The sequence below is a fragment of the Bacillus sp. FJAT-26390 genome, from assembly GCF_001682865.1.
Lineage (GTDB): Bacteria > Bacillota > Bacilli > Paenibacillales > Paenibacillaceae > Pristimantibacillus.
The window spans coordinates 659,481-684,725 of the sequence record NZ_MAQX01000032.1 but is presented as its reverse complement, the minus strand read 5'-3'; the positions used below and the strand labels follow the sequence as shown (position 1 = coordinate 684,725).

The window sequence follows — 25,245 nt, the reverse complement described above, 5'->3', positions numbered from 1 at the left end:
CACCGCTCTAGGAGGTGCGACCGACAATGAGTACAGACAAGGACATGTATGGGGCAGTAGAAGAGGAAATTTTGGCCAAAAAGCAGGGCAACAGCTATTTGCTGACGACTGCAAAGGGAACAATCGGAGAGATCACGTACTCGATGGTTGACGTGGATACGTGGGTTATTGACCATACGTTCGTTGACGGCGCGTATCGCGGCCGCGATTTGGGACGGCAATTGTTAGATTTTGTTGTCGAAGAGGCTAGGGAAAAAGGCAGACGGATTATCCCTTCGTGCACTTACGCGTTAGCGCAGTTCAAGCGGCATCCCGAATATGCGGATGTATGGGAGAAGACGAGCAATGAATACTCGGACTCATACAGCTCAGGAAGCGCCGGGGCATCCGGAGGGAAATTGCCTAATTAAATTCATCGCTAGACGCAAAGAAGGAACGCTCTCGAAAGGTCTGGATGGACCTTTTGGGAGCGTTCTTTTTTGTTTTTAGAGGATGCGTGAAACAGTGTCTGTGTTCTCCCGCCAAATGAGCTCCCAAGCCGCCACCGGCTGAGAATAGAGCTAGAAAGCAGCTCTATTCCGCTTAAACGAAGCATAGTCCATATACTTGTGCCGCTAGAAAGGGGCTGTCTCATAAGGTCAGAAACGACCAAAGAGACAGCCCCCCCATGTAGTTGTGTAGGAATGAGTTCTTCTATTTACGTTCTTTCAGCGTTTGTCTTACGCGCACATTCATTTCTGGATGCTTAGAGAGGACGTAATGCAGCCCTTTCCGCTGCAGGGTAAGAAAGACGCAAGATGTAATAGCCGTTACATCGGCGGTACGAGGGACGTTGTTAAGCAGCGCGATTTCCCCAAAATGATCGCCGTCCTCCAAAATAGCAAGCCGCTGCTTGCCGTCCTCAGCCTGGGCATTCCGGCGCGATACCTCCACTCGGCCGCGAGCAATTAAATAAAATTTCTCCCCTTGTTCGCCCGCATGAATAATGGGCTGGCCAGCGGCAAACGTTTCCGTATTAAACAGGCTGCGAATCTCCTCCAGAATGCCAGTATCCACCCCTTGAAAGAACGGAAGCTTCGCAAGCCTTTCCTCGTCAATATCCGCTTCCTGTCCGCTACCCGATACCTGCATGCCGTTTTGTTTATCCCATAGCTCCTTATAATAGCCGCCGCTCTCAAGCATACGCTGATGAGTGCCGCTATCGACAAGCTCGCCCTTATCAAATACAAAAATACGATCCGCTCCGGTAATGGAGGACAAGCGATGAGTAACCGTAATGACCGTCCGATTGCGAGAAAGCTCCTTAAACGTACGATTAATGGATGCCTCGGATATTGGATCAAGGGCAGAGGTTGCTTCGTCGAGCAATAAGATTTGCGGATTTTTAAGGATGGCGCGTGCGATTGCTAACCGCTGCCGCTGCCCGCCGGAAAAGTTTGAGCCTTCGTCCAATACCTCGGTGTCATAGCCGCTTGGGAGAGTCATGATGAAAACATGAATTTCCGCTTTCTTGGCGGCCTCCATCACTTCTTCCTTGGTTGCTTCCGGCTTGCTGAAGCGAATGTTCTCAAGAATCGTTCCGCGAAAGAGGAAGTTTTCCTGAAAGACGACGCCAAGCCGCTCACGGAAGGAGCTGCGGCTAATGTCCTGCATCGGATGGCCGTTGATTTCCAATTGGCCGGCCGTCGGCTCGTAGAAGCCTAACACAAGCTGGACGAGCGTGCTTTTGCCGGAGCCGCTGGAGCCTACGAATGCGGCGGTGGTGCAGGGCGCGATATGAAGATCGATGTTTTTCAAAGCTTCCTGCTCCTCGTTATAGCGGAACGACACGCCAGAGAACCTGATGCCCGGCTGCTTGTTCTGCTCGCTTGTCAAAGGCATGTTTCCTGTCGCTTCTTTGGGCGCCAGCAGCAGCTTGTCCATTCTCTCAATGCTGACCGAAGCGTCGGTTAGGGTCGGTATCGTAAAGGTAAGGTTGAAGACCGAATTGCCCATTGAAGTATACATGGTGAAGAAGGCAACCAAAGAGCCCAGTGAAATATATCCGCGAAGCGCCAGATAAGAGCCGAATGCGATAATCGACAGGTTGACGAGCAGCAGGCTGACCATCGGAATTCTCTCCAGCTGCGCGTTTATTACATTTTTACGGTAATGAATGAGAAACATCGCTTGCATCCTGTCGGCAAATTTATCTTTCATCGCTTGCTGCAGGTTATAGCCTTTGATGACCTTTTGCGCTTTAATATTTTCCTGCACATCGCCGGTCATATGGTCCAACTGTTCCTTGTGGCTGGCGTTGATCGCCTGCGCTCGGCTGCCCAGCAAATAAGGTCCGGCAAAAATAACGACGGCGCCAAGCAAAATGGCAAGCGCCATGCTCCACTGCAAATAGATTAAGACGGCGGTACTGATCGTGACAACGGCTAACGATTGGAGACCAATAGTCAAAAGGACATTCATTGCTCTTTCGATAGCAGGGAGATCAACGGAGAAATAGGAGAGAAGCTCGCTTGAGCGCGTTTGCTGGAAGAAGCCGATATTGACCTGCTGCATATGCTCGAACAACCTCATCCGCAGATCCCTTTGCACGCGCGCAGTCAGCTTGGCGAGCGCATAGTCGCTCAATACGCCGGCGCTAAGGCAAATTACGCCGCTTACGGCGAGGACGATTAAGATAAGGAAAAAGGCGTCCATATCCTCAGGCACGATGGCTTTGTCGATGAGCAGTTTAAAGCTGAGCGGAGCTAATGATATAAAAGCGAGATCAAGAGCCAGCATGAGTAGGAAAAAGGCAGCCAGCGGCTTATAAGCGCGCAAATAGCCGATTAAATGCTTCAAGACGGTAAAAACCATATCGTTATGGGCTCCTTCTGAGCAATTATGGGGGATATCGACAAATTATACCATGGCAGGACCATGAACAGAAGATGGTTTGCAGATAAGGCGGCGTGCTGCAAAAGGACAGGCTTTTGCCCAATCACTGCTCACAAAAAAATTTTTCGTACGTACAATAACCTAATGGAATATCGAATAATGGGAGGAGAACGACAGTGATACTTGTTTCGGGCAGTCCTACGTTTTCACTTAATCCGCTTACGCTGACAGAGCTGGAGAGAAGAATACTGCAAGCCAAGCAGAAAAGTCAGGTCGTTTATCGCTATCCGTCTGTCGATGCATTGGAGTTTGAGCTGAAAATGCGCACCCACATCGTAGAAGCGGCCAAAGCGCTCTATGCAGGCGGAGCGAACTTTGCGACTTTTGCAGGCTCTAAGTGCAATGAACAGTACTGGACGCGGACGGAAAACGGCGGCTTTCAGCTTAATGGAGGCGTACTGCCTTCGGTGGGAATAAACGATATTTTCGAAAATGGGCATCTATACGGATTTGAATGCGCGGGCGCAATCATCATTATATTGTACAAGGCGGTGCTCGATACCGTCGGCGAAGCGGTGTTTAATACGTATTTTCAAAACCTGTTTCTTCGGGATTGGCAGTATGACCGCGATTTGCGATTAGTTACTACTTATAATAAAAATGAAGCTTATCCCGGCGATGTGCTTTATTTCAAAAATCCGGAGCATGACCCGGAAACGCCGGAATGGCAAGGCGAGAACGTCGTCATGCTGGATGACAATTTGTATTTTGGGCATGGCATTGGCATTGAATCGGGACAGGATATTATAGCTTCCCTGAATCGTATGCGTAAGGATGGCAGCACGATATCGGCCTATTTGCAGGATTTGGTCGTTACGCCGGATTTCGAGTATTTGCGCGGCCTTTCCGTGAGGGATGCTTGGTGGGACGCGGCTGGAGAGGAACGGGAATACCCGATCGTTGGGACTGTCGGCGGCGGCTACCTTTATTTATAAATAAATAAAGATTATGCTTTAATAATAAGCATCAGCGCAGAAGCACCCGTAACGAGAGCGTATCCGCTTGCGCTTACCGGTGTTTCTTTTATCAATAACAGGACTGGAGCCATCCAATGAGAATGCATGTATTAATTGTTGATGACGATCCATCGATTCGAGAACTGCTTCGATTTGTATTGGGGAAGGACGGGTATGTCGTGCTTGAGGCTGAAAATGGACAAGCTGCCTCCCGTCTGCTTGAGAATGAGCAGGTTCATCTTGCTGTCGTGGATATTATGATGCCGGGCATGAACGGATTTGAGCTATGCCGCGAAATAAGAGAGCATTATGACATCCCGGTCATTATGCTCACGGCAAAAGCGGAGATGGAGGATAAGGAGCAGGGCTTTGATTCCGGGACCGACGATTATTTGACGAAGCCGTTTGATCCGAAGGAGCTGTTGTTCCGAATGAAGGCTTTGCTGCGCCGTTATCGCCTTGTGTCGTCTGAGGTCATTCGGCTTGGACATGTATCGATCGACCGCAAAGGCTATGAAATCAAAGTAGGCGATGAGTTGATTACGCTGCCGCTGCGGGAATTTGAGCTGCTGTCGCAGCTCGCGAGCCATCCGGGGCGCATTTATACGAGAGAGCAGCTGATTCAGCTCATTTGGAGCGCGGACTTCAAGGGCGATAGCCGGACAGTCGATGTGCATATCAAACGGCTGCGTGAGCGCTTCGCGGATAACCAGGAAGATTTTTCAATAACGACTATTCGCGGGCTTGGCTATAAGCTGGAGGTGCGCGAGGGATGAAATCCTTATATGTGCGAATTGTGTTCACGTTTGTCATGGTCGCTATGATCAGCGGCATTCTGGGGCTGATGTTAACCGGACTGTATTATCAAAATAACCAGCAAAGCAGCAACGAACAAAAAATGATCGATATCGCGCAAAATATTAAGGTCCAGTATGAGCAAAATCCGCAAATGGATCTGAACGCTTATTTGACGCATATCGCGGCGCTTGGCTTTCAAATCTATTTGGCTCGCGCGGATAATCAGGGACAAGCATACGGCTCGCCCTTTAAGCATGGGAAGCTGACGGAGCAGCAAATCCAAGCTGTAATAGGCGGCGCTATTTACCGCGGCATGGAGGAGCGGAAGGACCGGCTGCAGCTGTTCTCTTATTTTAAAAATAGTTTGCTGAACACGGCAGGCCTGCCCATCGAGACGAAGGAGGGCATGGCAGCGTTGTTTATCCGGCCTGACCTGCAGCAGCAGATTGGGGAAATTCGCATTATTGCCGCGATATTAATCGGCCTCACCTTCATGATCAGCTTGGTGCTTATCGTTATATTGTCGCGGCTCATCGTGAGGCCGGTAAATGATCTGACGAAAGCGACAAAACAAATCGTAGCCGGTGATTTTGACGCGGGGCTTCAGCTGTCCCGAAAGGATGAAATCGGCGAATTAGCGCGCAACTTCTCGGTCATGACACGTGAGATCAAGCAGCTTGACCAGATGCGGCAGGAGTTTGTCTCCAACGTCTCGCATGAGTTCCAAACGCCGCTTACCTCGATTCAGGGGCTGGCTCGGGCGGTGCTTGATAAGGAGACGACGGCGGAGCAGACGGAGAGTTATTTGACGATCATCGAGAAAGAAAGCAAGCGTCTATCGGCTATGAGCAAGCAGCTTCTAACGTTAGCCGCGCTGGATAAGGAAAATAAGCCGCTGAATAAGACGACCTTTCGGTTGGATGAGCAGATTCGCCATATTTTAATTACGCTCGAATGGCAGTGGATGGAGAAGGAGCTGCAATGGGAGCTTGACTTGCCTGACACGACTATACATGCCGATCATCAGCTCCTCCACGAGGTATGGCTGAACCTGATCGTAAATAGCATCAAATTTTCCAAGCCGGGACAATCGATTGGCATTACTTTAACGGATTCGGATGCGATTACGGTCGAGATACGCGATTCGGGCATTGGAATAGCGGAGGAGGACCTCCCGCATATATTTGACCGCTTCTATAAAGCGGACAAGGCCCGCGGCCGTTCTTCGGCAGGCAGCGGCCTTGGGCTCTCCATCGTTCATAAATTAGTTGCCCTTCATCAAGGCGCGATTCACGTCCAAAGCCAGCCTGCTGCCGGCACGACTGTTACGGTCACGCTTCCGCGTTTGTAATGTTCCGTTCATCATTCGTTCATGTTCCTATTCGATAATGCAGGAGAAGGACAGAATAGGAGGACATGAACATGAACATTAGGCCATTGCAAAAGGTGATTCAATACGTGTGCAGCCCGCGGGGGGCCAAAATAAGCTTGTTGTGCTGGGTGCTGCTTGCTGTAGCGCTTAGCTTTGCCGCTCCAGGTGCGAAGGAATACGGAGTGAGCGCAGGCGAGGGCAGTGCCAGCGGCAATAATCCGGCACAGCAGGCGCAGCGCCTCGTGGATGAGCAATTCCCTTCAGCGGAAGGGCTGCCGGCGCTGCTCGTTTTCCATAATAAACAGACGCTAACAGCCGAGCAGCTGAGTAGCATATCGGGGCTTAGCGAATGGCTTTCTTCGGATTCGAAGCCGGCTAATATAGACAAAGCGATGCCATTTCATAAAATGCCTGCCCCTGCGCAGGAGAAGCTGCTATCCGAAGATCATACGACGCTGCTGCTTCCTGTTACGCTTAAGGAGCATACGGAATCGGATCAAGTGCTGGCTGATCTCGATGCGATCAGAGACAAATGGAAGCTTACCGGCGCTGCGGATGTCCAGCTTGAGCTAACGGGTCCAGCGGCGATCTCCGCTGATACGCTCACGCTCTTTCGCAATGCCGACATCGTATTAATGCTTGCTACGGTCGTGCTTATTCTTATTTTGCTCGTTGCGATCTACCGGTCGCCGCTGCTTGCCATTATTCCGCTTGCGGCGGCAGGACTTGTATATGCCGTCGTAGACCGCTTGATTGGGCTTGCGGGCAAAGCAGGCTTGTTCCTCATTGATAAGCAATCGCTATCGATTATGATGATTTTATTATTCGCCGTTATTACCGATTATTGTTTATTCGTATTTTCTCGTTATCGCGAGGAGCTGTTGGGGACGCAGAGCAAATATACGGCGATGGAATCCGCGATGAAGCATGTCTCCGAGCCGATCCTCTTCAGCGGAGGAACGGTGCTGCTTGCGATGCTGGCGTTGTTCGCCGCTACGTTCCAGCCGTACCGCGGGTTTGCGCCGGTGTTTGCGATGGCAGTTGCCGTTATTTTGCTGGCGGGACTAACGCTTGTCCCTGCGGTGTTCGCGCTGCTAGGCCGCAAGGCATTTTGGCCGTTCGTGCCGAAAGCGCAGCCGCTGCCAGCTAGCAAGCACAAACGCAACCGCCTGTGGACAAAAATCGGCGATTTCGTTACGACCAAGCCAAAGCGTGTTGCGGGCATTTTGCTTGTTCTGCTGCTGCTTGCTGCAATCAACAGCGTTGGAGTTAGCTTCTCCTTTAATCTGATGAAATCATTTCCGGAGAAGCTGGGCTCCCGCCAAGGATTCGAGCTGCTGGAGCAGCACTATCCGCCAGGCGAGCTTGCTCCCGTCACGCTGCTGGTGAACAACGCGAAGGATATTGAATCGGATGCTTCATTTGGCAATAAGCTGCGCTCGTTAACCGAGGAAATGCTAAAGCAAGGCGATGTCGCATCCGTAAGCCCGGATATGACCAAGGTTGATGCTGTTCCTTCCGATGCATTGTCGGTAGATAAGCATTCGGTGCGGCTGCAGTTAATTTTGAAAACAAATCCCTATGATCAAGAAGCATTGGATGTTGTGGAGCACTGGCAAAAGGAGAGCGAATCCTTGCTTCGTGCCAGCGGCTTCGATCCGGCGCAGCAGTCGCTGCAATTCGCCGGCCAAACGGCTGAGCAGGTAGACGTCAGGGCGATGAACAAGCAGGATACGCTCGTTGTTTTCGGACTCATTACGCTTCTTATTTTAATTATGCTTGCTTGGCAGACGGGCTCGATCAAGCTAGCTTTATCTATGATGATCACGATTTTATTATCCTATGCGGCAACGCTTGGCTTAAGCTGGGGCGTGTTCCACACCTTGCTTGGCTATGAGACGATCAGCTACCGATTGCCGATGTACAGCTTTGTATTTATGGTTGCGCTTGGCGTCGATTACAACATCATGCTCGTATCAAGAGTGCAGGAGGAGGCAGCCCGTCATCCATGGCGGAAGGCCGTGCAGCTTGCGGTCGCATCAACCGGCGGGGTGATCTCGTCAGCAGGCATTATTCTCGCTGCGACGTTCGCGGTGCTAATGACTCAGCCGCTTCAGGAGCTATTTCTCTTCGGCTTCATGATGGCGCTAGGCATCCTTATCGATACATTCCTCGTTAGAGGCATGCTGCTGCCGGCTTTGATGACTTTATTGCACAAAAAGAAAAATAACGTCGTCTCCTAACTTTATTTCACTAAATAAGTAAATAGACAAAGAGCCTTAGAGTCGATTCTAAGGCTCTTTTTTGCGTTAAGAAAACGCGACTTTTTTTGCTGATACCTGATTTTTATGTAAGGTTATTTAACATAAAATGCTGTAAAATAGAAAAAACGATTTTTTGGAATGGAAATGATGGTAGATTTGCGTGAAGTAATCAAGAGAATCAGCACTGTTTAATCAAAAGGAGAGGTTGACATGTCCATGTTGAGAAGCGGTCATATCCCGAGGGAAAAGCTGGAATTAGCGAGACATTATCCTATTCAGGTGGTGGATACGATAGGCGTTACCGCCTACTATCAGAAGCTTCATTGGCATGATGTGCTGGAAATTAACTTCATTAAATCGGGGACGGGCTACTACATCATTAATGGGAAGACGTTTGAGTTCCGGCAAGGCGACATCCTTCTCATAAACTCCAATGATTTGCACTGTGCTTACGAGACGAAGGATTTGGTCATGCAGGTCATATCGTTTGATGCCTCTTGGTTTGTAAGCAGCCAAAGATACGATCCGGAAGTTTTGAGCCCGTTCAAGGAAATGGGCGTGCATTTTACAAATCTGCTTGATCGGGATGAGCCGCATATGGAGCACCTTAGAGGACTGCTGCTTGAGCTTCAGGAGGAGCATGACAGGGGCGGCGGCTCCTACGGCTCATTGGTTTATTCCAATATGCTCCGCTTTCTCGCCTACGTAAACCGCTATTTCCGCAGGGAGGGCGTAGGGAGAGGGAAGGACGGCATCAGTGCCGCGCAGCTCGACAAAATGCGGAAAGTCATTTTCGACATGGAACAAAATTTCGCTAATCCATGGACGCTCGAGGAGCTTGCGGGGCTTGTCTATTTAAGTCCTTCGAGGTTCAGCGATCTCTTTCGGCAAGCTGTAGGGACGCCTCCTTTGCTCTATTTGATTCACATTCGGTTGGTCCATGCGGTCAAGCTGCTCGAGTGCAGCGATATGAAAATAACGGATATCGCGCTCGAGTGCGGTTTTCGCAGCCTTTCTAATTTTAATCGCCTATTTAAGAAGCATATCGGCACCTCTCCTAAAATATCAAGAAGCCGCACAGGTCGAGAAACAGTAAGATAGTGCCAGTAATCAATCATTTTAGCGGTGAATGAGTGTTTTCAGGAGGCTAAAATAAAGAAATAGTAAATATGTAACACGATAAGTTAATGAATCTAACATGCAAAAAAAGGAGAGGGAACCATGCTGCAAACCGATATCCGTACAGAGCAAAATGTGTACAAGCAGACGGGAAGCATTAGACGATTCATAAAACAATGGGATGTTCAACTCATGGTTATACCGGCGATGCTCTTCATTTTTGTATTCAGCTACCTTCCCATGTACGGGGTTCTGATGGCTTTTCAGGACTACAGCATTTTCAAAGGTTTTTTTGACAGCCCTTGGGTCGGCTTTAAACATTTTGAAATGTTTTTTAACGCGCCGGAGTTTTGGACCGTCATGCGAAACACTTTGATTATTAGCCTGCTTAAGCTCGGCGTAGGTTTTCCTGCGCCGATCGTACTCGCATTGATGCTGAACGAAATCAATAACCGCATGTTCAAACGCATCATTCAAACGATCAGCTATTTGCCGCATTTCCTATCTTGGGTTATCGTGTCGGGCTTCGTTGTTTCCTTGCTCTCGACAGACAATGGCAGCTTGAACATCCTGCTCGAGAAGCTGCATCTCATCAAAGAGCCGCTTAACTTCTTGTCCATGCCGGAATATTTCTGGGCGATTCTCGTTACGACGGGCGTGTGGAAGGAAATTGGTTTTGCTTCCATCGTTTATTTGGCCGCTATCGCGGGCATCAATCCTCATTTGTACGAGGCGGCTTCTATCGACGGAGCGAGCAGGGTGAGACAGATCGCTTCGATTACCATTCCATCGATCATGCCCGTTATAGTCGTGTTCTCCATACTAGCTATCGGCGACTTGCTCAATGCCGGCTTCGAGGATATTTTGCTGCTGGCTGGAAATCCGGTGCTGCGCGACGTGAGCGATGTTATCGACACTTATGTGTATAGGGTGGGCATTCAAAATTCCCGATTCTCTTACGCTACGGCTGCCGGCCTCTTTAAAGCAGTTATAAGTATTGGTTTGCTAGCAGGAGCTAACTATTTGGCTCGCCGGTCAGGCAACAGCCTGTGGTAAAGAAAAAGAGGGGGCGACACGATGAAACTATCCTTTAGCGACAAAACGTTTATGACAGTCATCTATTTTTTATTGTTTGTGCTTGGTTTCACTGCCTTCTATCCTTTTTGGAATGCCGCGGTTATCTCGTTTAATGCGGGTACCGATACGATGCAGGGCGGAATTACGTTTTGGCCGCGCGTATTCTCCTTTGAGAATTATGAGGTGGTGTTCAAGGATAAGCGGTTGATCGACGGCTTTATCATTTCCGTTCTTCGAACCGTAGCAGGAACGGTGTCCTCGATTGCCGCAACGGCGATCTTCGCATACGGCATGACTAGGCGCAATTTGGTAGGACGCAAGTTTTATATGATCTTTTGCGTGCTGACGATGTATTTTAGCGGCGGATTAATTCCGAGCTACCTGCTCATTCGCGAGCTGCATCTGATGAATACGTTCTGGGTTATGGTTATTCCCGGCATGATCAGCGTGTGGAACATGATTATTTTCCGGACGTTCTTTATGGGCATACCGAGCGGGCTGGAGGAATCGGCGCAAATTGACGGCTCCAGCAACTGGGGCATTTTATTCCGCATCGTGCTTCCGCTCTCAGGACCGGTCATTGCAACGCTGTCGTTGTTCACTGCCGTTTATCACTGGAATGACTGGTTTGCTCCGAGCCTTTATATTTCCAACCTTGATTTGCTGCCTATTCAAACGAAGCTGCAGCAAATATTGAACTCTAATATCATGCTTGAGCAGATGTCGCAAATGGATTCGGCGGCACAGGGCCGCATGAATGCAATGAGGCAGGTAACGACCAAGTCGTTATCCATGGCAACGATGATGGTGGCGACCGTTCCGATTTTGTGCGTGTATCCTTTTGTGCAAAAGTATTTCGTCAAAGGCGTGCTTATTGGTTCATTGAAGGAATAACGAAGGGTTCAAGGCGTTAGCTTTAACCATAGATAAACATGCGGAAGGGAGTTTTGGCGATGACTACATTCAATAAAGCTTTTCAAACAGCATTGTCAGTCACACTTGTCGTCCTATTGGTATTGACGGGTTGTTCAAGCAACAACAAGGGGGAAAATACCGGAACGGAGGAAGCTGCAAATGGCAAGCAAGAGGCGAGTGCTACGCCTTATGTTCTGGGGGAAAAACCGCTCGAATTTTCGTTCTACGGACATTATGACTGGTATACGATGCCGGCATGGGGCGAGGATCTAGCGACCAAGTGGATTAAGGACAATAAGAAAGTGAACGTAGTGCCAATCAGCTCTGGAGGCGCTGCTAAGCAAAAGCTGAATACGATGATTGTCTCGCAGGAGCTTCCGGATGTCATTTGGATGGAGCGTGACGCGGACGTGGAGAAGCTGCGCTCGGAAGGCATGCTCGTTCCCTTCGACGATTATTTGGATAAATACCCGAATCTCAAAAAATGGGCCGGCGATGCTACGCTGGACATGCTTCGCTCGCCTGACGGCAAGCTCTATCAGTTCCCGAACTGGTATACGACGCAGCCTAACGGCAATGCGGGTTACTTGGTAAATAAAAAAATCTATGAGGAGCTTGGCTCCCCGAGTCTTGAAACGACGGATGACTTGTTTGCCTATTTGTTGCAAGTGAAGGAGAAATATCCGAACGTTGTTCCTCTGGAAGTAGGGCAAACCGCAGCGGGTATTGATATTCTGGTATCGGCTTTCGCGGAAAATCGTCCTTATACGTACAATGCGATGATGGCTGTACCGTCGGGCGACAAGCTCGTCTCGATCTTTACTGATCCTGTGTACCGTGAGTCGATTCAATACGCAAGCAAGCTTTACCGGGAGAAGCTGATTTCTCAGGATTCTTTCACGCAAAAGCTGGAGCAAGTGGAGCAAAAGGTGATTACAGGAAATATAGCGGTATATGCTGCTTCCAGCCCGACGGAATTTGGGGCGAAGGGCAATGCGCTGCTAAAAGCGAAGGACCCTAATGCGGGCTACATTATGGTGTGGCCGGTTCATAAAGCGGGCCTCGACAAAACGAAAATATTCCCTGGCGATTACAAGCAGCTAGGCTGGAACGTGAGCGTAATTACAAAAGCGGCCAAAGATCCGGAAGCGATCTTCGCATTCCTGGATTGGTTCACTGGTCCGGAAGGACAGCGTACGATTATGTGGGGGCCTGAAGGTTTGTATTGGGATGGCACGGATAGCGATGAAGCGCCGTTGTTCACGGATAAATTTACGGGCGATGTTGAAGGCCGCGAGGCTTTGATGGCATCTACGGTCAACTTCCAGTGGAACGGAAATACGGTTTATGTGGATAAATCGAAAATAAAATTTGAATCGACGCTTCCAGCGGAAAAACGCAGCTGGGAGACGTACTGGCAATCCGAGATCACATGGAAAACGCAGTACGATACGACTGAGTTCGTTAACTTAGACCCTGCAGGCGATACGGATGAGGGCATTGCAGCCCAAAGCGTGCTCGATATTTACGAGAAGGCAAGAGCTGCGGCTATTATGAACGCAAAATCGGACGAGGAAGTAAATAGCATTTTGGACAAGGCTGAGGAAAATGCGATGAAAGTCGGTTACGAGAAGCTGTTGCAATACAAAACGGCTAAATGGCAAGAAAATGTAAGCAAGCTGAAATAAAGCGGCTGGAGATTTATCGGGTACGATAGTCACATTTTGCAGCAGCGGTTGGGAGGCCGTGTCGTTTCTATTGGGAAGTGGGGCGGCCTTCAAAACCAAGCGTCTACATGGGAGCGATATTATTTGACCTATTATTTGGGAGTCGATGGCGGAGGCAGCAAGACGATAGCTGTAGTATCCGATGAAGCGGGACGCGTTATCGGCGTTGGCGAAAGCGGCTGCGGCAATCATCAAATCGGCGTGGAGCTGGCGAGAGGCAATATTCAGAGCGCCGTCATTCAAGCTTTGAGACAAGCAGAGGTAAATAAGGAAGATATCGCGTATGCGGTATTTGGACTGGCTGGCGCTGACCGCGAGGCAGACTTTCAAGTTTTGCGGCCGATGATCGCGAAGCTGGGCTTTGAAAACCATGACATTGTATGCGATACGGTAATCGGTTTGCGTGCAGGCACGAAACAATCGGATGGAGTCGTGGTCATTTGCGGCAGCGGGACGAACAGCTTTGGCGTTAATCGGCAAGGCGAGAGCGTGCAATGCGGCGGATTTGGCTATGCTTTTGGCGATTTTGGCGGAGGGAGCGGGCTGGCGGTCGAGGTGTTTAGATCGGTCATTCGTTCATGGGAGGGCCGTGAGCAAGAGACTTTGCTTACGGGCTTAACTCTCCAGATGCTGGGTTATGATTCGGTTGAGCCGATGTACAACGATTATTTGGATCATGGCAAAACGATTCCGCATTTGCTCGCGAAGCTGCTTTTTGAAGCGGCAGGGGGCGGGGACGTAGTTGCGAAGGGTATTTTGCAGCGGCAGGGTGAAGAGCTTGGCAAGGCGGCAAGTGCGATTATTCGGAAACTGTCGATGCAATCCGATGTGTTTGACCTCGTCATGGTTGGAAGCGTGCTGACCCGTGGAGATAGCAGATACATCGCACCTTTTATCGAGCGGCAGGTCCAGAAGGAAGCCGCTGGCTGCAGCTTAACCGTACTGGCGATGGAGCCTGTGGCAGGCGCTATTTTACTCGCTATGGATAAAACTGAAATGACAATTGAAGAGTCTGTGTATGCTTGCTTGCATGAATGCTTATCGGTGAAGGAGGCTCCCGTAGAATGGGCGCTCGATTAAAAGTAGTCGTTATTGGCGGTGGATCATCCTATACGCCTGAGTTAATTGAAGGCTTTATTCTGAATTATTCAACTTTTCCTGTAACGGAAATTGTCTTGGTGGACATTCCGGCAGGACGCCATAAGCTGGCTATCGTGGGTCAATTGGCGATCCGCATGATCGAAAAATCAGGCTTGCCGATTGCGCTGCGCTTAACGCTGGATAGACGCTCCGAGCTTGCGGGCGCTGATTTTGTAACGACGCAAATGCGTGTCGGACGGTTGGAAGCCCGCGGCTGGGATGAGTCTATTCCGCTGAAATACAACATGATCGGGCAGGAAACGACCGGCGCTGGCGGCATGATGAAGGCTTTGCGCACAATACCTGTACTGCTGGATATTTGCAAGGATATGGAGGAGCTTTGCCCGGATGCTTGGCTGCTTAATTTCACGAACCCTGCGGGCATGGTTACCGAAGCGATCAATAAATACTCGAGCATTAAATCGATTGGTTTGTGCAATTCACCCATAGCGGCGTACAAATGGTTAACAGCCTTGTACCAAGTGCCTGTTGAAAGCATCTATTGCGAATTTGCGGGCTTGAATCACTTGCACTGGATCAGCACGATTACCGTTAACGGTGAATCCAAGCTTGAAGAGCTGCTGAACGATCAAGACGGCTACTCTGCCAAGAATGTCCCGCAATATGCATGGAACGGCAGCTTGCTTCGCTCCTTGGGAGCCATTCCATCCTATTATTTAAAATATTTTTATTTGCAGCGTGAGATTTTGGCTGAGCAGCAGACGGCTGCTGCACGTGGAGAGACGCGGGCCGAGACGGTGAAGCGGCTTGAGGATGAGCTGTTTGAAATCTATAAAGACCCGAATTTATCAGAGAAGCCGAAGCAGCTAGAGCAGCGCGGCGGTGCCTACTACTCGGAGGCGGCTGTGAAGTTGATGAACTCGCTGTATAACGACATCGGAGATATCCAAACCTTGAACGTGCCTAACCAGGGGGTGCTGGACTTCCTGCCGGATGATGCATGCATTGAAGTAAACTGCATCGTCACGAAGGAGGGGCCCATTGCTCAGCCGGTCGCCATCGTGCCTGCAGCTGCCAAAGGGCTCATTCATGCCGTGAAGGTATATGAGCAGCTGGCGATTGAGGCGGCGGTTACCGGCAATAGGGACACTGCGCTGCTGGCGCTGGCGCATCATCCGCTCGTGGATTCAACGAATGACGCACAGCGCATGCTGGATGAAATGCTTGAGCGGAACAAGGCTTATCTGCCGCAGTTTTACTAAAGAAGTAGGAGGACGTACCGTAGCTGCTGAGCTGCCGGGACGTCCTTTTTTGCGCTCAAATAGCGATGTCGCAATCCTCGGCAATAACTGTTACTGTAGAGGGTAAGAAGAGAAAAAACGCAGCTTATTTCAATCCTTTGCGTTTGCCGTAATCGGGTGCAAGCTAGCCTTGGCAGGAGGCTGCTAGAGTGGACTCTGTTGGTTTATAATGACAAGAGTCAGCTGAATTTGAGTAGTGCATTTAGGTGGCGGCTTTGCTCGTAATGGATTGAATTCGAACGAGCCATTGCTATACGGCATAGAAGCTTGAAGGGGAACCATGACGCTTAAGAAAGCGTGCTCGGGCTCATGCTGTCGAATGGTGTCATTTAGTATTACTTGGTGTTACTGACTTTCCCGATTCGATTTGCGGCGGTAGAGAATCGTCACAAGACTACCTGATCCGAACGAGTTGAAGGCATAGATCAATCGTTAACGAAAAATGAAAAGTGAGCTTATTTCAGAAGGCGGCTGCTATATGGCCCACAGATTTTTTGATATCATTAAATCCTAATGGAGGTGCTTGAATGTCAACTTTCAGAGCGCTTGTAATCGATAAAAGGGATAACGAGATTGTTGCGGAAACGAAGCAACTGGAGATCGATGATTTGCCGGAGGGCGAGCTGCTCATTCGGGTCGCGTATTCCAGCGTTAATTATAAGGATGCTTTGGCTTGCAGTGCGAATGGAGGCGTCGTAAAGAGCTATCCGATTGTTCCGGGGATTGATTTGGCGGGTACGGTCATCGCAAGCGAAAATGAGCGATTTCAAGCAGGGGACCAAATCGTGGTAACGGGATACGGTCTTGGTGTTAGCCACTACGGCGGATTTAGCGAATACGCACGGGTGCCAGCAGCGTGGGCGCTTAAGCTGCCGAGCGGCTTGTCGATGAAAGAAGCGATGATTATTGGGACAGCGGGCTTTACTGCCGCTTTATCTGTGTACGAGCTTCAGCAAAATGGCGTTCGTCCAGAGGATGGGCCGATTCTGGTTACGGGAGCTACGGGAGGCGTAGGCAGCGTGGCTGCTGCGATAGCGGCAAAGCTCGGCTACGAGGTGGCGGCGAGTACCGGAAAAGCGGACAAGCATGAATATTTGCGCGGGCTTGGCGTGAAGCGCATTCTCGCAAGGGAAGAGCTTGCGGTTGATTCGCAGCGTGCGCTGGATAAGCAGCTGTGGGCAGGCGCGATCGATTGTGTCGGCGGCAAGACGCTGTCTTCGCTCCTGCCTCAGATCCAATACGGCGGCGTCGTTGCCGCGAGCGGTTTAACAGGCGGTTCGGAGCTCTCGATGACGGTATTTCCTTTTATCATAAGAGGTATCAGATTGATCGGCATTGACTCGGTTATGGCAGGCATGGAGAAGCGGAGCAAGGCGTGGGAGCTGCTGGCCGGAGACTATAAGCCGCCTATGCTGGATGAGCTGTGCGAGGAAATTGGGCTGGAGCAGGTAATCGGGCAGGCGGGCATTCTTTTAAAAGGGCAGTCTAAAGGCAGAACGATTGTTAGGCTCTAAAAGAACGGGTTAGACGAACATGGATTTTCAACAGCTCATTATGCTTATAGCTTGGCTGGAACTTCATGTCCATCATGTCTCGCAGCAGCTTGTGCTTAAGGCGGATGAGCATGCGCTTCTTATCGTTAGGCGCGGTCACATTACGGTGAAGACGGAGGGGGGACGCGGTCGTCTGCTCGCAGGGCTACGCGTGTCATCCTCTCCGGAGCATGTACAGCATCGAGGTGCCGAAGACGAGAGAGGCGGAGTACGGCGAAGAGGCTGACGGGCCTCTTCGCTTTCGGCTGTAATTATGCTGGAGCGGATAATCGGCATTAGAAGAAGCGGAATAGCTAGCTTCTTCTTAATCGGCGTGCGCGGAATTGCTTGAACTGAAAATAGATGGTGCAGCCGATGCAAAAACCGAGGATAGCGGCAAGCGCGGCGGCTCCCATCATGCCAGCAAAGATATAACCGGCTACGGACCAGCCGAGCGCAAAGCTAAGCAGCGACAAGGTGAGAAACCCTACGCCGAGTGAGTTGTTAAAGCGCTGCAGCTCGGCTGCTTCTGTTTGTGCGTTTGCCATTCGTCCGCCAAGAAAAGGACGGGCGACAATAATAAACAAGTTTGCTTTTGGCCCATAAATCAAACCAGCGACCTGAACAACCCAAAGCGCGGCGATGAGCCAAGGCAATTGCAGGGCAATCGCGATCAGGAGTACGGCGACGATACCGGCTTGATTGCTGCGAACGTACGGAATCGGAATCTCCTTCATTTATCAAAACCAACTTTCCTTATTGGATTTATTTAATTTAATAGTAGTGAATCTAAGGCTGTTTGGCAATAGACAATATGCGAAGAGCTGAGGTTGTCTCCTTGCGATTATAGGATAACCTGGCTCATCAACAAATATTTCGTTAGCGCTTACATAAGTGACTGTAATGACGTTAAGCTTTTATTTGATTAAATACTAATGACGTATCCAGCAGGCCGCTTGTTCTGCCCGAGCAGGCAATTGTTGTTGCGCAAATTTTAGAGCCTATCTATCAGTCGGCGGAGACAGGGGAAGAAGTATATTTGTAATCTTGGAATCAGAGGCGTCTCTTTGTGAGGCGTCTTTTTTTGTTGTCTATCTTTCTGCCAGATAAGCAAAAAAATATAATTAGATAACTTTCGACAACTATCTATTATTTTCAATCTTCATATATAATAGATTCATATAACTTTAGAACTAATTTTCCTTAAGTAAGAGGTAGATTAATCAGTGAACCTGACGGGCATAGAGATGTTTAAGGGGCTCTCCAATATAGAGCTCGCAAAGCTGCTTGGCATGCTGGAGAAGCGGGAAATAGCTGCCGGAACGAGGTTGTTCCGGCAGGGTGATCTCGGCGATCAAATGTATATTATTGAACGCGGCTCGATTGAGCTTTTTTCTAGTGCGGATAATAGCGCCAGACGGTCGCTTGCCGAGCTTGGAGCAGGCGAGGTCTTTGGAGAAATGGCGCTGCTTACTGGCGAGACAAGGTCTGCGGAAGCGGTTGCTGCGGAGGACGCGGTGTTATATGTCATCGACGGCAAGACCTTCGACCGCCTTGTTGCGGAAAATGCTATATTCTCGGCTTATTTCATCAAGCTGTTATCGCAACGGTTAATTGCGACGAACGGCCGGCTTCAGGCTGCCAAAAAAACAGAGTCGGAGCGTATCGCTGACGAGCTGGCGCAGCTGGGCGAGACGGCGGCCCGATTTTTGTTGTGGTGCGCGCATGTTCCTTTAGTTAGCAAGGAGCTGGCGGAGCACGCTTTTCAATTTTCGCTGGACAAAGAGCTGGCTGCTTCCCCTTTCCTCGCTTCATGCTTTCAAGAAAACCCTCTTGCTTCCGAATGGCTGACCCTAGTAAACGGACTGAAACCAGTACTAAATGACATAAGCAAGGAACGACACGGCTATGAGGAAATGGGACTTTGGATCGAGAAGGCGATAGCTTGGTATGCGTCACGGGGCAAATGGGTCGCTTTTATTATTATCCAAGGGGAAAAAGGGAACTGGCCAATAGCGCTCGATACTTACGCCCGCGTAGAGGGAACGGTGTCAGACCGGCTGCGTGCGGAGCTTTTTCGAACGATTAACCGCTGTCCCATAGAGCAGCTTGCTTACAACTACCCTGCTTTGAAAACTTATTTGCCTTATTGCGAGAAAAATGCGCCTGAGATCGGGCTTGCTGTCGTGGAAGCAGCCTTAAACCATACGAAGGCTTTCCGGCCGAGCGAGCTATTGTTTTTGTATGAGCGTGCGACGGAGCTTTGCCGGCTCGCCGGCAAGAAGAGCCAGGCGCTTGAATATTTGAAGCAAGCGGATGCTTTGGCAAGCACGCTGTCCAATCGGATTGGCGACGCAATGAGCGACGACCGCGCTTATGATTTAGCCAAGCAAAAGCTTGCCAGAAAACGAAGCGAGCTGCTCGTTCAGGGTGCGGGAAGATTGTTGAAGGGAAATCGAGCTGCCGAAGTGACGGCGGTCATTGCTGCCTTGCTTTGCATCTTGCTGTCATTCGTAATGGACCCGATTGGGGGGCTGTCGGAGGCAGGCATGCGCTTTATCGGCATTGCTGTTGCTGCCGTTATGATGTGGATCGTGCCGATTTTGCCGGACTATGTCGTTGCGCTTGGCATGATTATGCTTTGGGTGCTTGGCGGCGTTGCATCGCCGGAGACGGCATTGTCGGGCTTTGCTTCCTCTTCTTGGTTATTTATGATTTGCATTATGGCCATAAGCGCGGTCATTACGAAATCCGGGATTTCGTACCGCTTTGCCCTTCATGCGCTGAGGCGTTTCCCCGCCCATTACCGCGGCCAGCTTTGGGGTATTGTGGCGGGAGGGGCGCTGCTTAATCCGCTGCTCCCCTCCTCCTCGGCAAAGGTTTCGCTGGGCGTTCCAATGGCGCAAACGCTGGCTGAGTCGCTTGGCTTCGGGGAGAAAAGCAAAGGCTCTGCCGGACTTGGACTAGTCGCCATGATTTTCTTCGGATTTACCGCTCCGTTTGTCATGACCGGCTCCTATACCAACGTGATGGCTTATGGGCTTGCCTCGGCGCAGCGATCGGTGTCATGGCTGCAATGGTTTTTGTACGCGCTGCCGGCGTTCGTTATTTTTGGCGGCGCGCTGCTTGCCATTCTTTTCTTTATGTTCCGTAGAGTTGAGCCTGCCAAAATCGTAACGGGAGAAGTGCTGGATGAGCAGCTCCGGCTGCTTGGACCGTTTACGAAGGATGAGCGGGTATCGCTATGGACGATCATTTGCTGCATAGGGCTCATGATACTCCAGCCGCTGCACGGCATCGAAAGCACTTGGATTATGCTTCTCGGCTTTGCCGCATTAGTCGTTAGCGGGGTGCTCGATAAGCAGACGGTTTCGACTGGAATCGACTGGACCTTCCTGCTGTTTCTTGGAGCGGCATTCAGCTTTGCGGGTGTTGCCGAACAACTCGGCATAGCGGAGCTGCTATCCTCTTTGCTCGGAGAGCATATGTCGTTCTTCATTGCCTCGCCATCCTTGTTTCTTGCCGCAGTAATCGTGGTTTCGTTCGTGGTGACGCTCGTCATTCGCGATGACCCGGCTGTTATTTTGCTAGTAACCGCCATTGTTCCTCTAGGAGAAGCGATAGGCATTCATCCGTGGGTGCTTGTCTTTATTATATTGCTAGCCACCGACCCATTCTTCTTTGCTTATCAATCGCCTACCTATTTAACTGCCTATTACAGCACAGAAGGCAAAGCATTCACCCATCGGCAAGCGCAAAAGGTTGCTTTGGGCTACGGTCTCGCCGTTTTGCTCGTAGCCATTCTCTGCGTACCGTATTGGAAGTGGCTTCATCTCATTTCTTAAGGACATACGTGAAGGGGGGATATTGTGAAAATAAAGCTCGTACATATGATAGCGCTGCTGACAGCGCTGGCGGTATTCCTCATGTATAGGGGAACGCTCGATACGATGGATTATTTTTTCCAGGATCGATTTATGCAGAAGGAGAGCGCAGCCGATACCCGGATTGCGATTATCGCCATTGACGACGAGAGCGTTAACGATTTTGGAAGCTGGCCGTGGAATCGCAGCGTGCACGCACAGCTGGTTGATACGCTCGAGGAAGGAGAGCCTGCGGTCATTGCTTTTGACGTCACTTTTCCGGCGTCGTCAGCTGACGATCCTTCCTCTGATGAGGCGCTCATAGCAGCAGTGTCGAATGCGGGCAACGTGGTCATGCCTGTCATCGGCACCTTTGCTTCATCCGCTAAGCAGGGGACTATTGCGGCGCTGAGCATATCGGAGCCGTTTCCGGCGCTTAAGGAGGCGGCCGCAGCGGTTGGACATATCAATACGATTCCGGATCGCGACCGAGTCGTGCGCAAATCGTTATATAGCTTTGCGAACAACGGAGAGGATGTCGAAAGCTTTTCCTGGACGATTTACAAAATGTTTATGGAGCGCTCAGGCAAGCGAGTGAATGCGGATATGCTCCCGCTCGATGCGTTCGGACAGTTCCATATTCCGTATACGGGACGGCCGGGGCAGTATGAAGCGATTCCTTATTCAGCCGTTCTTGGCGGCGAGGTGCCTGCGGATTATTTTAAGGACCGCATCGTGTTGATTGGTCCCTACGCGACGGGGTTTAAGGATGATTACCCTACTCCGCTGCAGGTAAAGAGTCTTATGTATGGGGTGGAGATACACGCGAATATTATTCAGGCGCTGCTCGAGGGTGATCTCAAGCAGGAGCTGGATTGGAAATGGAATGCGCTTATCCTGCTGATTGCCGCCGCGCTCGCTTACTTCCTGTTTCGAAAATGGAATATGGCGATTTCCTTTTTGTCCGTTACAGCTATTATTGCGTTGTTCGTTATCGGGAGCAGCTATTTATACGCCCAAGGTTATATCGTTTCGATTGGTTACGTCGTGCCGCTGCTCATTATAAGCTGCATTGTCGTCGTAGGCTTCCACTATGTGGAGGAGCTGCTGGAGCGGCGCAGAGTGACTGATATATTTGGCAGATATGTTGCGCCGGAGGTTGTGAACCAGATTTTGAAAAACGGCGAGGAAGGCTTGAAGCTGGGCGGGACGCGCCGTGAGCTGACCGTGCTATTCGTTGATATCCGCGGCTTTACGCCTCTCTCGGAGAAGGCGGAGCCGGAGGAAATCGTTGAAATTTTAAATGAGTATCTCGATCTTGCGGCTAACTGCATCTTTAAGTTTGACGGTACGCTGGACAAATTTATTGGGGACGCGGCGATGGCTATTTTTAACGCGCCGCTGCTCCTGGAGGATCATCCGATGCGGGCTGTGGAAGCGGCCTGGGCGATGAAGGAAGGCTCGGCTGAGCTAGAGCGCAAGCTGGTCGAACGGTTTGGGTTTGGCGTTAAGTTTGGCCTTGGCATTCATACGGGCCCAGCCGTCTTTGGCAACATTGGCTCGAGGAGCCGGATGGACTATACCGCAATAGGCGACACCGTCAATACGGCGGCAAGGCTGGAGAGCAACGCAAAGCCTGGGCAGATTATTTTGAGCGATGCGGTATATCAGGCCGTTAAGGATCGGGCGGAGGCTCGGTCGCTTGGCGAAATCAAGGTCAAAGGGAAAGAGCAAGGTATATTAATCTATGAATTGGAGGGGTTAAAATGAAGACTTTCAAGCTGTTTGTCGTGACCTTGCTCGTCATGGGTCTTATTTTGCCGGCTTCCGTCTTTGCGAAGGATACGGATAAGGCGGGCAAAATTACGCTTGTCGACGGCAAAGCGGAAGTGAAAAAGGGCGGCGGCTCCAAAAAGTTTAATGCTTTTAAGGGGATGGCCATAACGAAAGGCGACACCATTACGACCGGCAGTGACGGCAAAGTGACGATGGATTTGGATAGCGATAAAGTGGTAACGATCGGCACCAATACAACACTGGTTATCAGTGAGCTGGTTAAGAGCGCCAAGGCGCTGGGCGGCAAGACAAGCCTCAGCCTGCTGAAGGGAAAGGTGCTTGTTTCGATTAAGAAGAAGCTTGAAGGAGACTCCAGGTTCGAGATCGAGACGCCTACCGCGATTATGGGCGTAATGGGCACGCAGTTTACGGTTGAATACGAGGATGACGCAAGCTACGTCGGCGTATTCGAGGGCGCAGTAAAAACGAGGCATGGCGATGCGCTTAAGGATGAGACAATCGTTAATCCGAATGAGCAGCTGCCGCTAGACGGAGAGGGCGCAGGAGAAAAAGAGAAGCTGGATTATCGCGATCTTCCGTTAGTGGGCTTGGAGCATTACCTTCAGCTGCTTGAGAAGGACGCTAAAGCGGATAAAACATTGATTAATGAAGTAAAGCAATGGATGGCTGTGAAGAAGCAGGAGGAAGCAGCCGAGGCCTCCAAGCCTGCTGGAGGCGCTTCATCCAACAGTACGATTGTCTACGAGGATAAGTCGGGACAATCGAGCGGTGGTGGCGGGGGTGGAGTGACGCCAACCGCGTCACCGACGCCAACCGCGTCACCGACGCCGACCGCGTCACCGACGTCGACCGCGTCACCGACGCCAACCGCGTCACCGGCGCCAACCGCGTCGCCGACGCCAACCGCGTCACCGACGCCAACCGCGTCACCGGCGCCAACCGCGTCACCGACGCCAACCGCGTCACCGACGCCTGTTCCAGAACCGCCGGTATTCGATACGAATGCTTTTTACAGTGATCTTTACTCCTACATGATAGATAATAAAACGTTTATTTTGCCGTTTACGACAGCACTGGCCTATAACGGTCCTCATTCGGAGTTCCCTGCAAAAGGATCAGGCGTCGTGAAAATCGAACGATTTGAAACGGAAACGGAAACGGAATTAAGTGAAATGATAGATGCCGTTGAATCAGTCCGCATCGATCCGGTACATTCCAATCGATTGATTGTTGCCTTATCCGAGCCTATTCCATATGGTTCTGAAATTCGAATCTCGGTACTGGAAGACCAGCTGAAAAACGCAGAAACCGGTGATATCCAATCGGATGAACAAATAACGGATAGGGAGCCTGGACAAGGGTTTGTTTTCAAACTTGAGGATGTAAGTGAGCCGATTATTTACAGGCACGCGGCGGCTTCGGAAGAACCTAGCCGAATCGTGACGTTTTCTGCGCTCGGTTACTATTCAGCCGAAGACCTTGACATTACATTAAGAAGCGTTTGTCCGGGCAATGGGGATGAGGAAGGGTTGCCGTTTGGTTTGGATGAAAGGCCTGAATGCAACCCGTTCCTTGAATATAATTTGAATGATGTCATCCACATGAGAGTCGATAATGGCATCGTGTCCGTTACGCTGAAAGCATCGTATTTTAACGCGGATTATGTAGATCCGGGCATGTACCAATTACGAATCACATTTACAGATGATGAAGAAGTCCATGCTGACATTTATGTGAATGTAGCGGAATCAACGGCACCAATAATTCTTAGCGACCAAACATATATGACAGATGCTTATACATTAATCTTGCCTTTTAGCAGCAGTCTTCAAATGACTTCTAACTATACCGATCCAGTCGACACCATGGTGGTCAGCGTTTATCCCGGCGAATCTGAGGGGCCGTATAATCCGATAGTCGGAGAAGGCGGAGAGACGAGTTTGCCGCCGCTTAACATCGCGAGAGTAGCGAGCGTGGTCATTGATGAGGGTCATCCGAAGGAGCTAATCGTTACGCTGTTGGATGCTGTTCCATACGGCTCTACAGTAGGTGTCATTGTTCAACCGAACAGCTGGGAAAACGCAGAAACCCACGTGGTGCAGGACAGGGCGCAAGTTGTTTTCTATTCCTATCTGGCTCAAATATCAGACCATTTCGTCGTATTTAAAAAAACGGACGAAGAAATGGCTGACGTGGCGCTGACATTGAATGCGTCTGGATTTGACGTTGGGCGGTTAAGCCTCTCTAAGTTTTGCGGCGAGAATGATGAGGGCTGTAATGGATTCAAAGCCCCTTATAAAATGGAAGGGCAAGCTTACGAGCTGACGGGGACCGGCATTAACCGGACTCTCGTCCTTAAGGCGAACTATTTCAAAGACGTGCCAATGGGAATGTACGAGCTTAGTATTCCAATTTTAAAAAATGAAGAACAGATAGATGAGCTCATCATAGAAATTTTGGTTATTGTCTAGCTTTAAATCGTAAAAAGA

At 50.3% G+C, this 25,245-nt stretch carries 18 protein-coding genes; 16 read left to right on the top strand and 2 right to left on the bottom strand.

The features are described from left to right. The first annotated feature begins 26 nt into the window (after nucleotides 1-26). On the top strand, nucleotides 27-410 hold the full coding sequence (locus tag A7975_RS23825) for a GNAT family N-acetyltransferase (protein WP_065386755.1): 384 nt from the start codon (nucleotides 27-29) through the stop codon (nucleotides 408-410). A 283-nt stretch (nucleotides 411-693) separates the two neighbouring features. Here the strand turns inward: A7975_RS23825 and A7975_RS23820 are convergent, their stop codons facing one another. After that, nucleotides 694-2,853 carry an ABC transporter transmembrane domain-containing protein gene (locus tag A7975_RS23820; RefSeq protein ID WP_065386754.1) on the bottom strand — a complete coding sequence of 720 codons (2,160 nt, stop codon included), beginning with the start codon at nucleotides 2,851-2,853 and terminating at the stop codon, nucleotides 694-696. A gap of 197 nt (nucleotides 2,854-3,050) precedes the next feature. Between A7975_RS23820 and A7975_RS23815 the strand changes: the two genes are divergently transcribed. The 12 genes from A7975_RS23815 to A7975_RS23760 all read left to right on the top strand — a co-directional run bounded on the left by A7975_RS23815 (nucleotide 3,051) and on the right by A7975_RS23760 (nucleotide 17,343). Then, nucleotides 3,051-3,869: a protein-glutamine gamma-glutamyltransferase gene (locus A7975_RS23815; protein WP_065386753.1), complete on the top strand. Its 819-nt coding sequence runs from the start codon at nucleotides 3,051-3,053 to the stop codon at nucleotides 3,867-3,869. Between the two features lie 116 nt (nucleotides 3,870-3,985). Further along, nucleotides 3,986-4,666 (top strand): response regulator transcription factor, encoded by a 681-nt coding sequence (locus A7975_RS23810; RefSeq protein WP_065386752.1) that lies wholly within the window; start codon nucleotides 3,986-3,988, stop codon nucleotides 4,664-4,666. After that, nucleotides 4,663-6,039, top strand: a complete 1,377-nt coding sequence (locus A7975_RS23805; RefSeq protein ID WP_065386751.1) for a sensor histidine kinase — start codon at nucleotides 4,663-4,665, stop codon at nucleotides 6,037-6,039. Before A7975_RS23810 ends, A7975_RS23805 begins: the two co-directional genes overlap by 4 nt. A 71-nt stretch (nucleotides 6,040-6,110) precedes the next feature. After that, a complete protein-coding gene (locus tag A7975_RS23800; protein WP_065386750.1) occupies nucleotides 6,111-8,303 on the top strand; it encodes an MMPL family transporter in 2,193 nt (730 codons plus the stop codon). Between the two features lie 231 nt (nucleotides 8,304-8,534). Then, nucleotides 8,535-9,425, top strand: a complete 891-nt coding sequence (locus A7975_RS23795) for an AraC family transcriptional regulator (RefSeq protein WP_065386749.1) — start codon at nucleotides 8,535-8,537, stop codon at nucleotides 9,423-9,425. 120 nt (nucleotides 9,426-9,545) lie between these two features. Then, nucleotides 9,546-10,499: an ABC transporter permease gene (locus A7975_RS23790; protein WP_053373090.1), complete on the top strand. Its 954-nt coding sequence runs from the start codon at nucleotides 9,546-9,548 to the stop codon at nucleotides 10,497-10,499. A 21-nt stretch (nucleotides 10,500-10,520) separates the two neighbouring features. Further along, nucleotides 10,521-11,414 carry a carbohydrate ABC transporter permease gene (locus A7975_RS23785; RefSeq protein WP_053373089.1) on the top strand — a complete coding sequence of 298 codons (894 nt, stop codon included), beginning with the start codon at nucleotides 10,521-10,523 and terminating at the stop codon, nucleotides 11,412-11,414. Nucleotides 11,415-11,473: 59 nt separating this feature from the next. Beyond that, nucleotides 11,474-13,123: an extracellular solute-binding protein gene (locus A7975_RS23780; RefSeq protein ID WP_065386748.1), complete on the top strand. Its 1,650-nt coding sequence runs from the start codon at nucleotides 11,474-11,476 to the stop codon at nucleotides 13,121-13,123. Between the two features lie 123 nt (nucleotides 13,124-13,246). Next, nucleotides 13,247-14,242: an N-acetylglucosamine kinase gene (locus tag A7975_RS23775; RefSeq protein ID WP_065386747.1), complete on the top strand. Its 996-nt coding sequence runs from the start codon at nucleotides 13,247-13,249 to the stop codon at nucleotides 14,240-14,242. Further along, complete coding sequence (locus tag A7975_RS23770) at nucleotides 14,227-15,525, top strand: 6-phospho-beta-glucosidase (RefSeq protein ID WP_065386746.1); 1,299 nt, start codon at nucleotides 14,227-14,229, stop codon at nucleotides 15,523-15,525. Before A7975_RS23775 ends, A7975_RS23770 begins: the two co-directional genes overlap by 16 nt. Nucleotides 15,526-16,091: 566 nt before the next feature. Beyond that, nucleotides 16,092-17,078, top strand: a complete 987-nt coding sequence (locus A7975_RS23765; RefSeq protein WP_065386745.1) for an oxidoreductase — start codon at nucleotides 16,092-16,094, stop codon at nucleotides 17,076-17,078. A 19-nt stretch (nucleotides 17,079-17,097) separates the two neighbouring features. Further along, nucleotides 17,098-17,343, top strand: a complete 246-nt coding sequence (locus A7975_RS23760) for a hypothetical protein (protein ID WP_065386744.1) — start codon at nucleotides 17,098-17,100, stop codon at nucleotides 17,341-17,343. Between the two features lie 67 nt (nucleotides 17,344-17,410). Here the strand turns inward: A7975_RS23760 and A7975_RS23755 are convergent, their stop codons facing one another. Continuing rightward, nucleotides 17,411-17,833: a DUF4395 domain-containing protein gene (locus A7975_RS23755; protein WP_065386743.1), complete on the bottom strand. Its 423-nt coding sequence runs from the start codon at nucleotides 17,831-17,833 to the stop codon at nucleotides 17,411-17,413. Nucleotides 17,834-18,322: 489 nt separating this feature from the next. Between A7975_RS23755 and A7975_RS23750 the strand changes: the two genes are divergently transcribed. Genes A7975_RS23750 through A7975_RS23740 form a run of 3 tightly spaced genes read left to right on the top strand, consistent with a single transcriptional unit; the run spans nucleotide 18,323 to nucleotide 25,227 of the window. After that, the gene (locus A7975_RS23750; protein WP_065386742.1) at nucleotides 18,323-20,941 is read left to right on the top strand and encodes an SLC13 family permease; all 2,619 of its coding nucleotides are present in this window, start codon (nucleotides 18,323-18,325) and stop codon (nucleotides 20,939-20,941) included. A gap of 24 nt (nucleotides 20,942-20,965) precedes the next feature. Further along, nucleotides 20,966-22,729 (top strand): CHASE2 domain-containing protein, encoded by a 1,764-nt coding sequence (locus tag A7975_RS23745; protein ID WP_065386741.1) that lies wholly within the window; start codon nucleotides 20,966-20,968, stop codon nucleotides 22,727-22,729. Further along, nucleotides 22,726-25,227, top strand: a complete 2,502-nt coding sequence (locus tag A7975_RS23740; RefSeq protein ID WP_065386740.1) for a FecR family protein — start codon at nucleotides 22,726-22,728, stop codon at nucleotides 25,225-25,227. Before A7975_RS23745 ends, A7975_RS23740 begins: the two co-directional genes overlap by 4 nt. Nucleotides 25,228-25,245 lie beyond the last annotated feature (18 nt).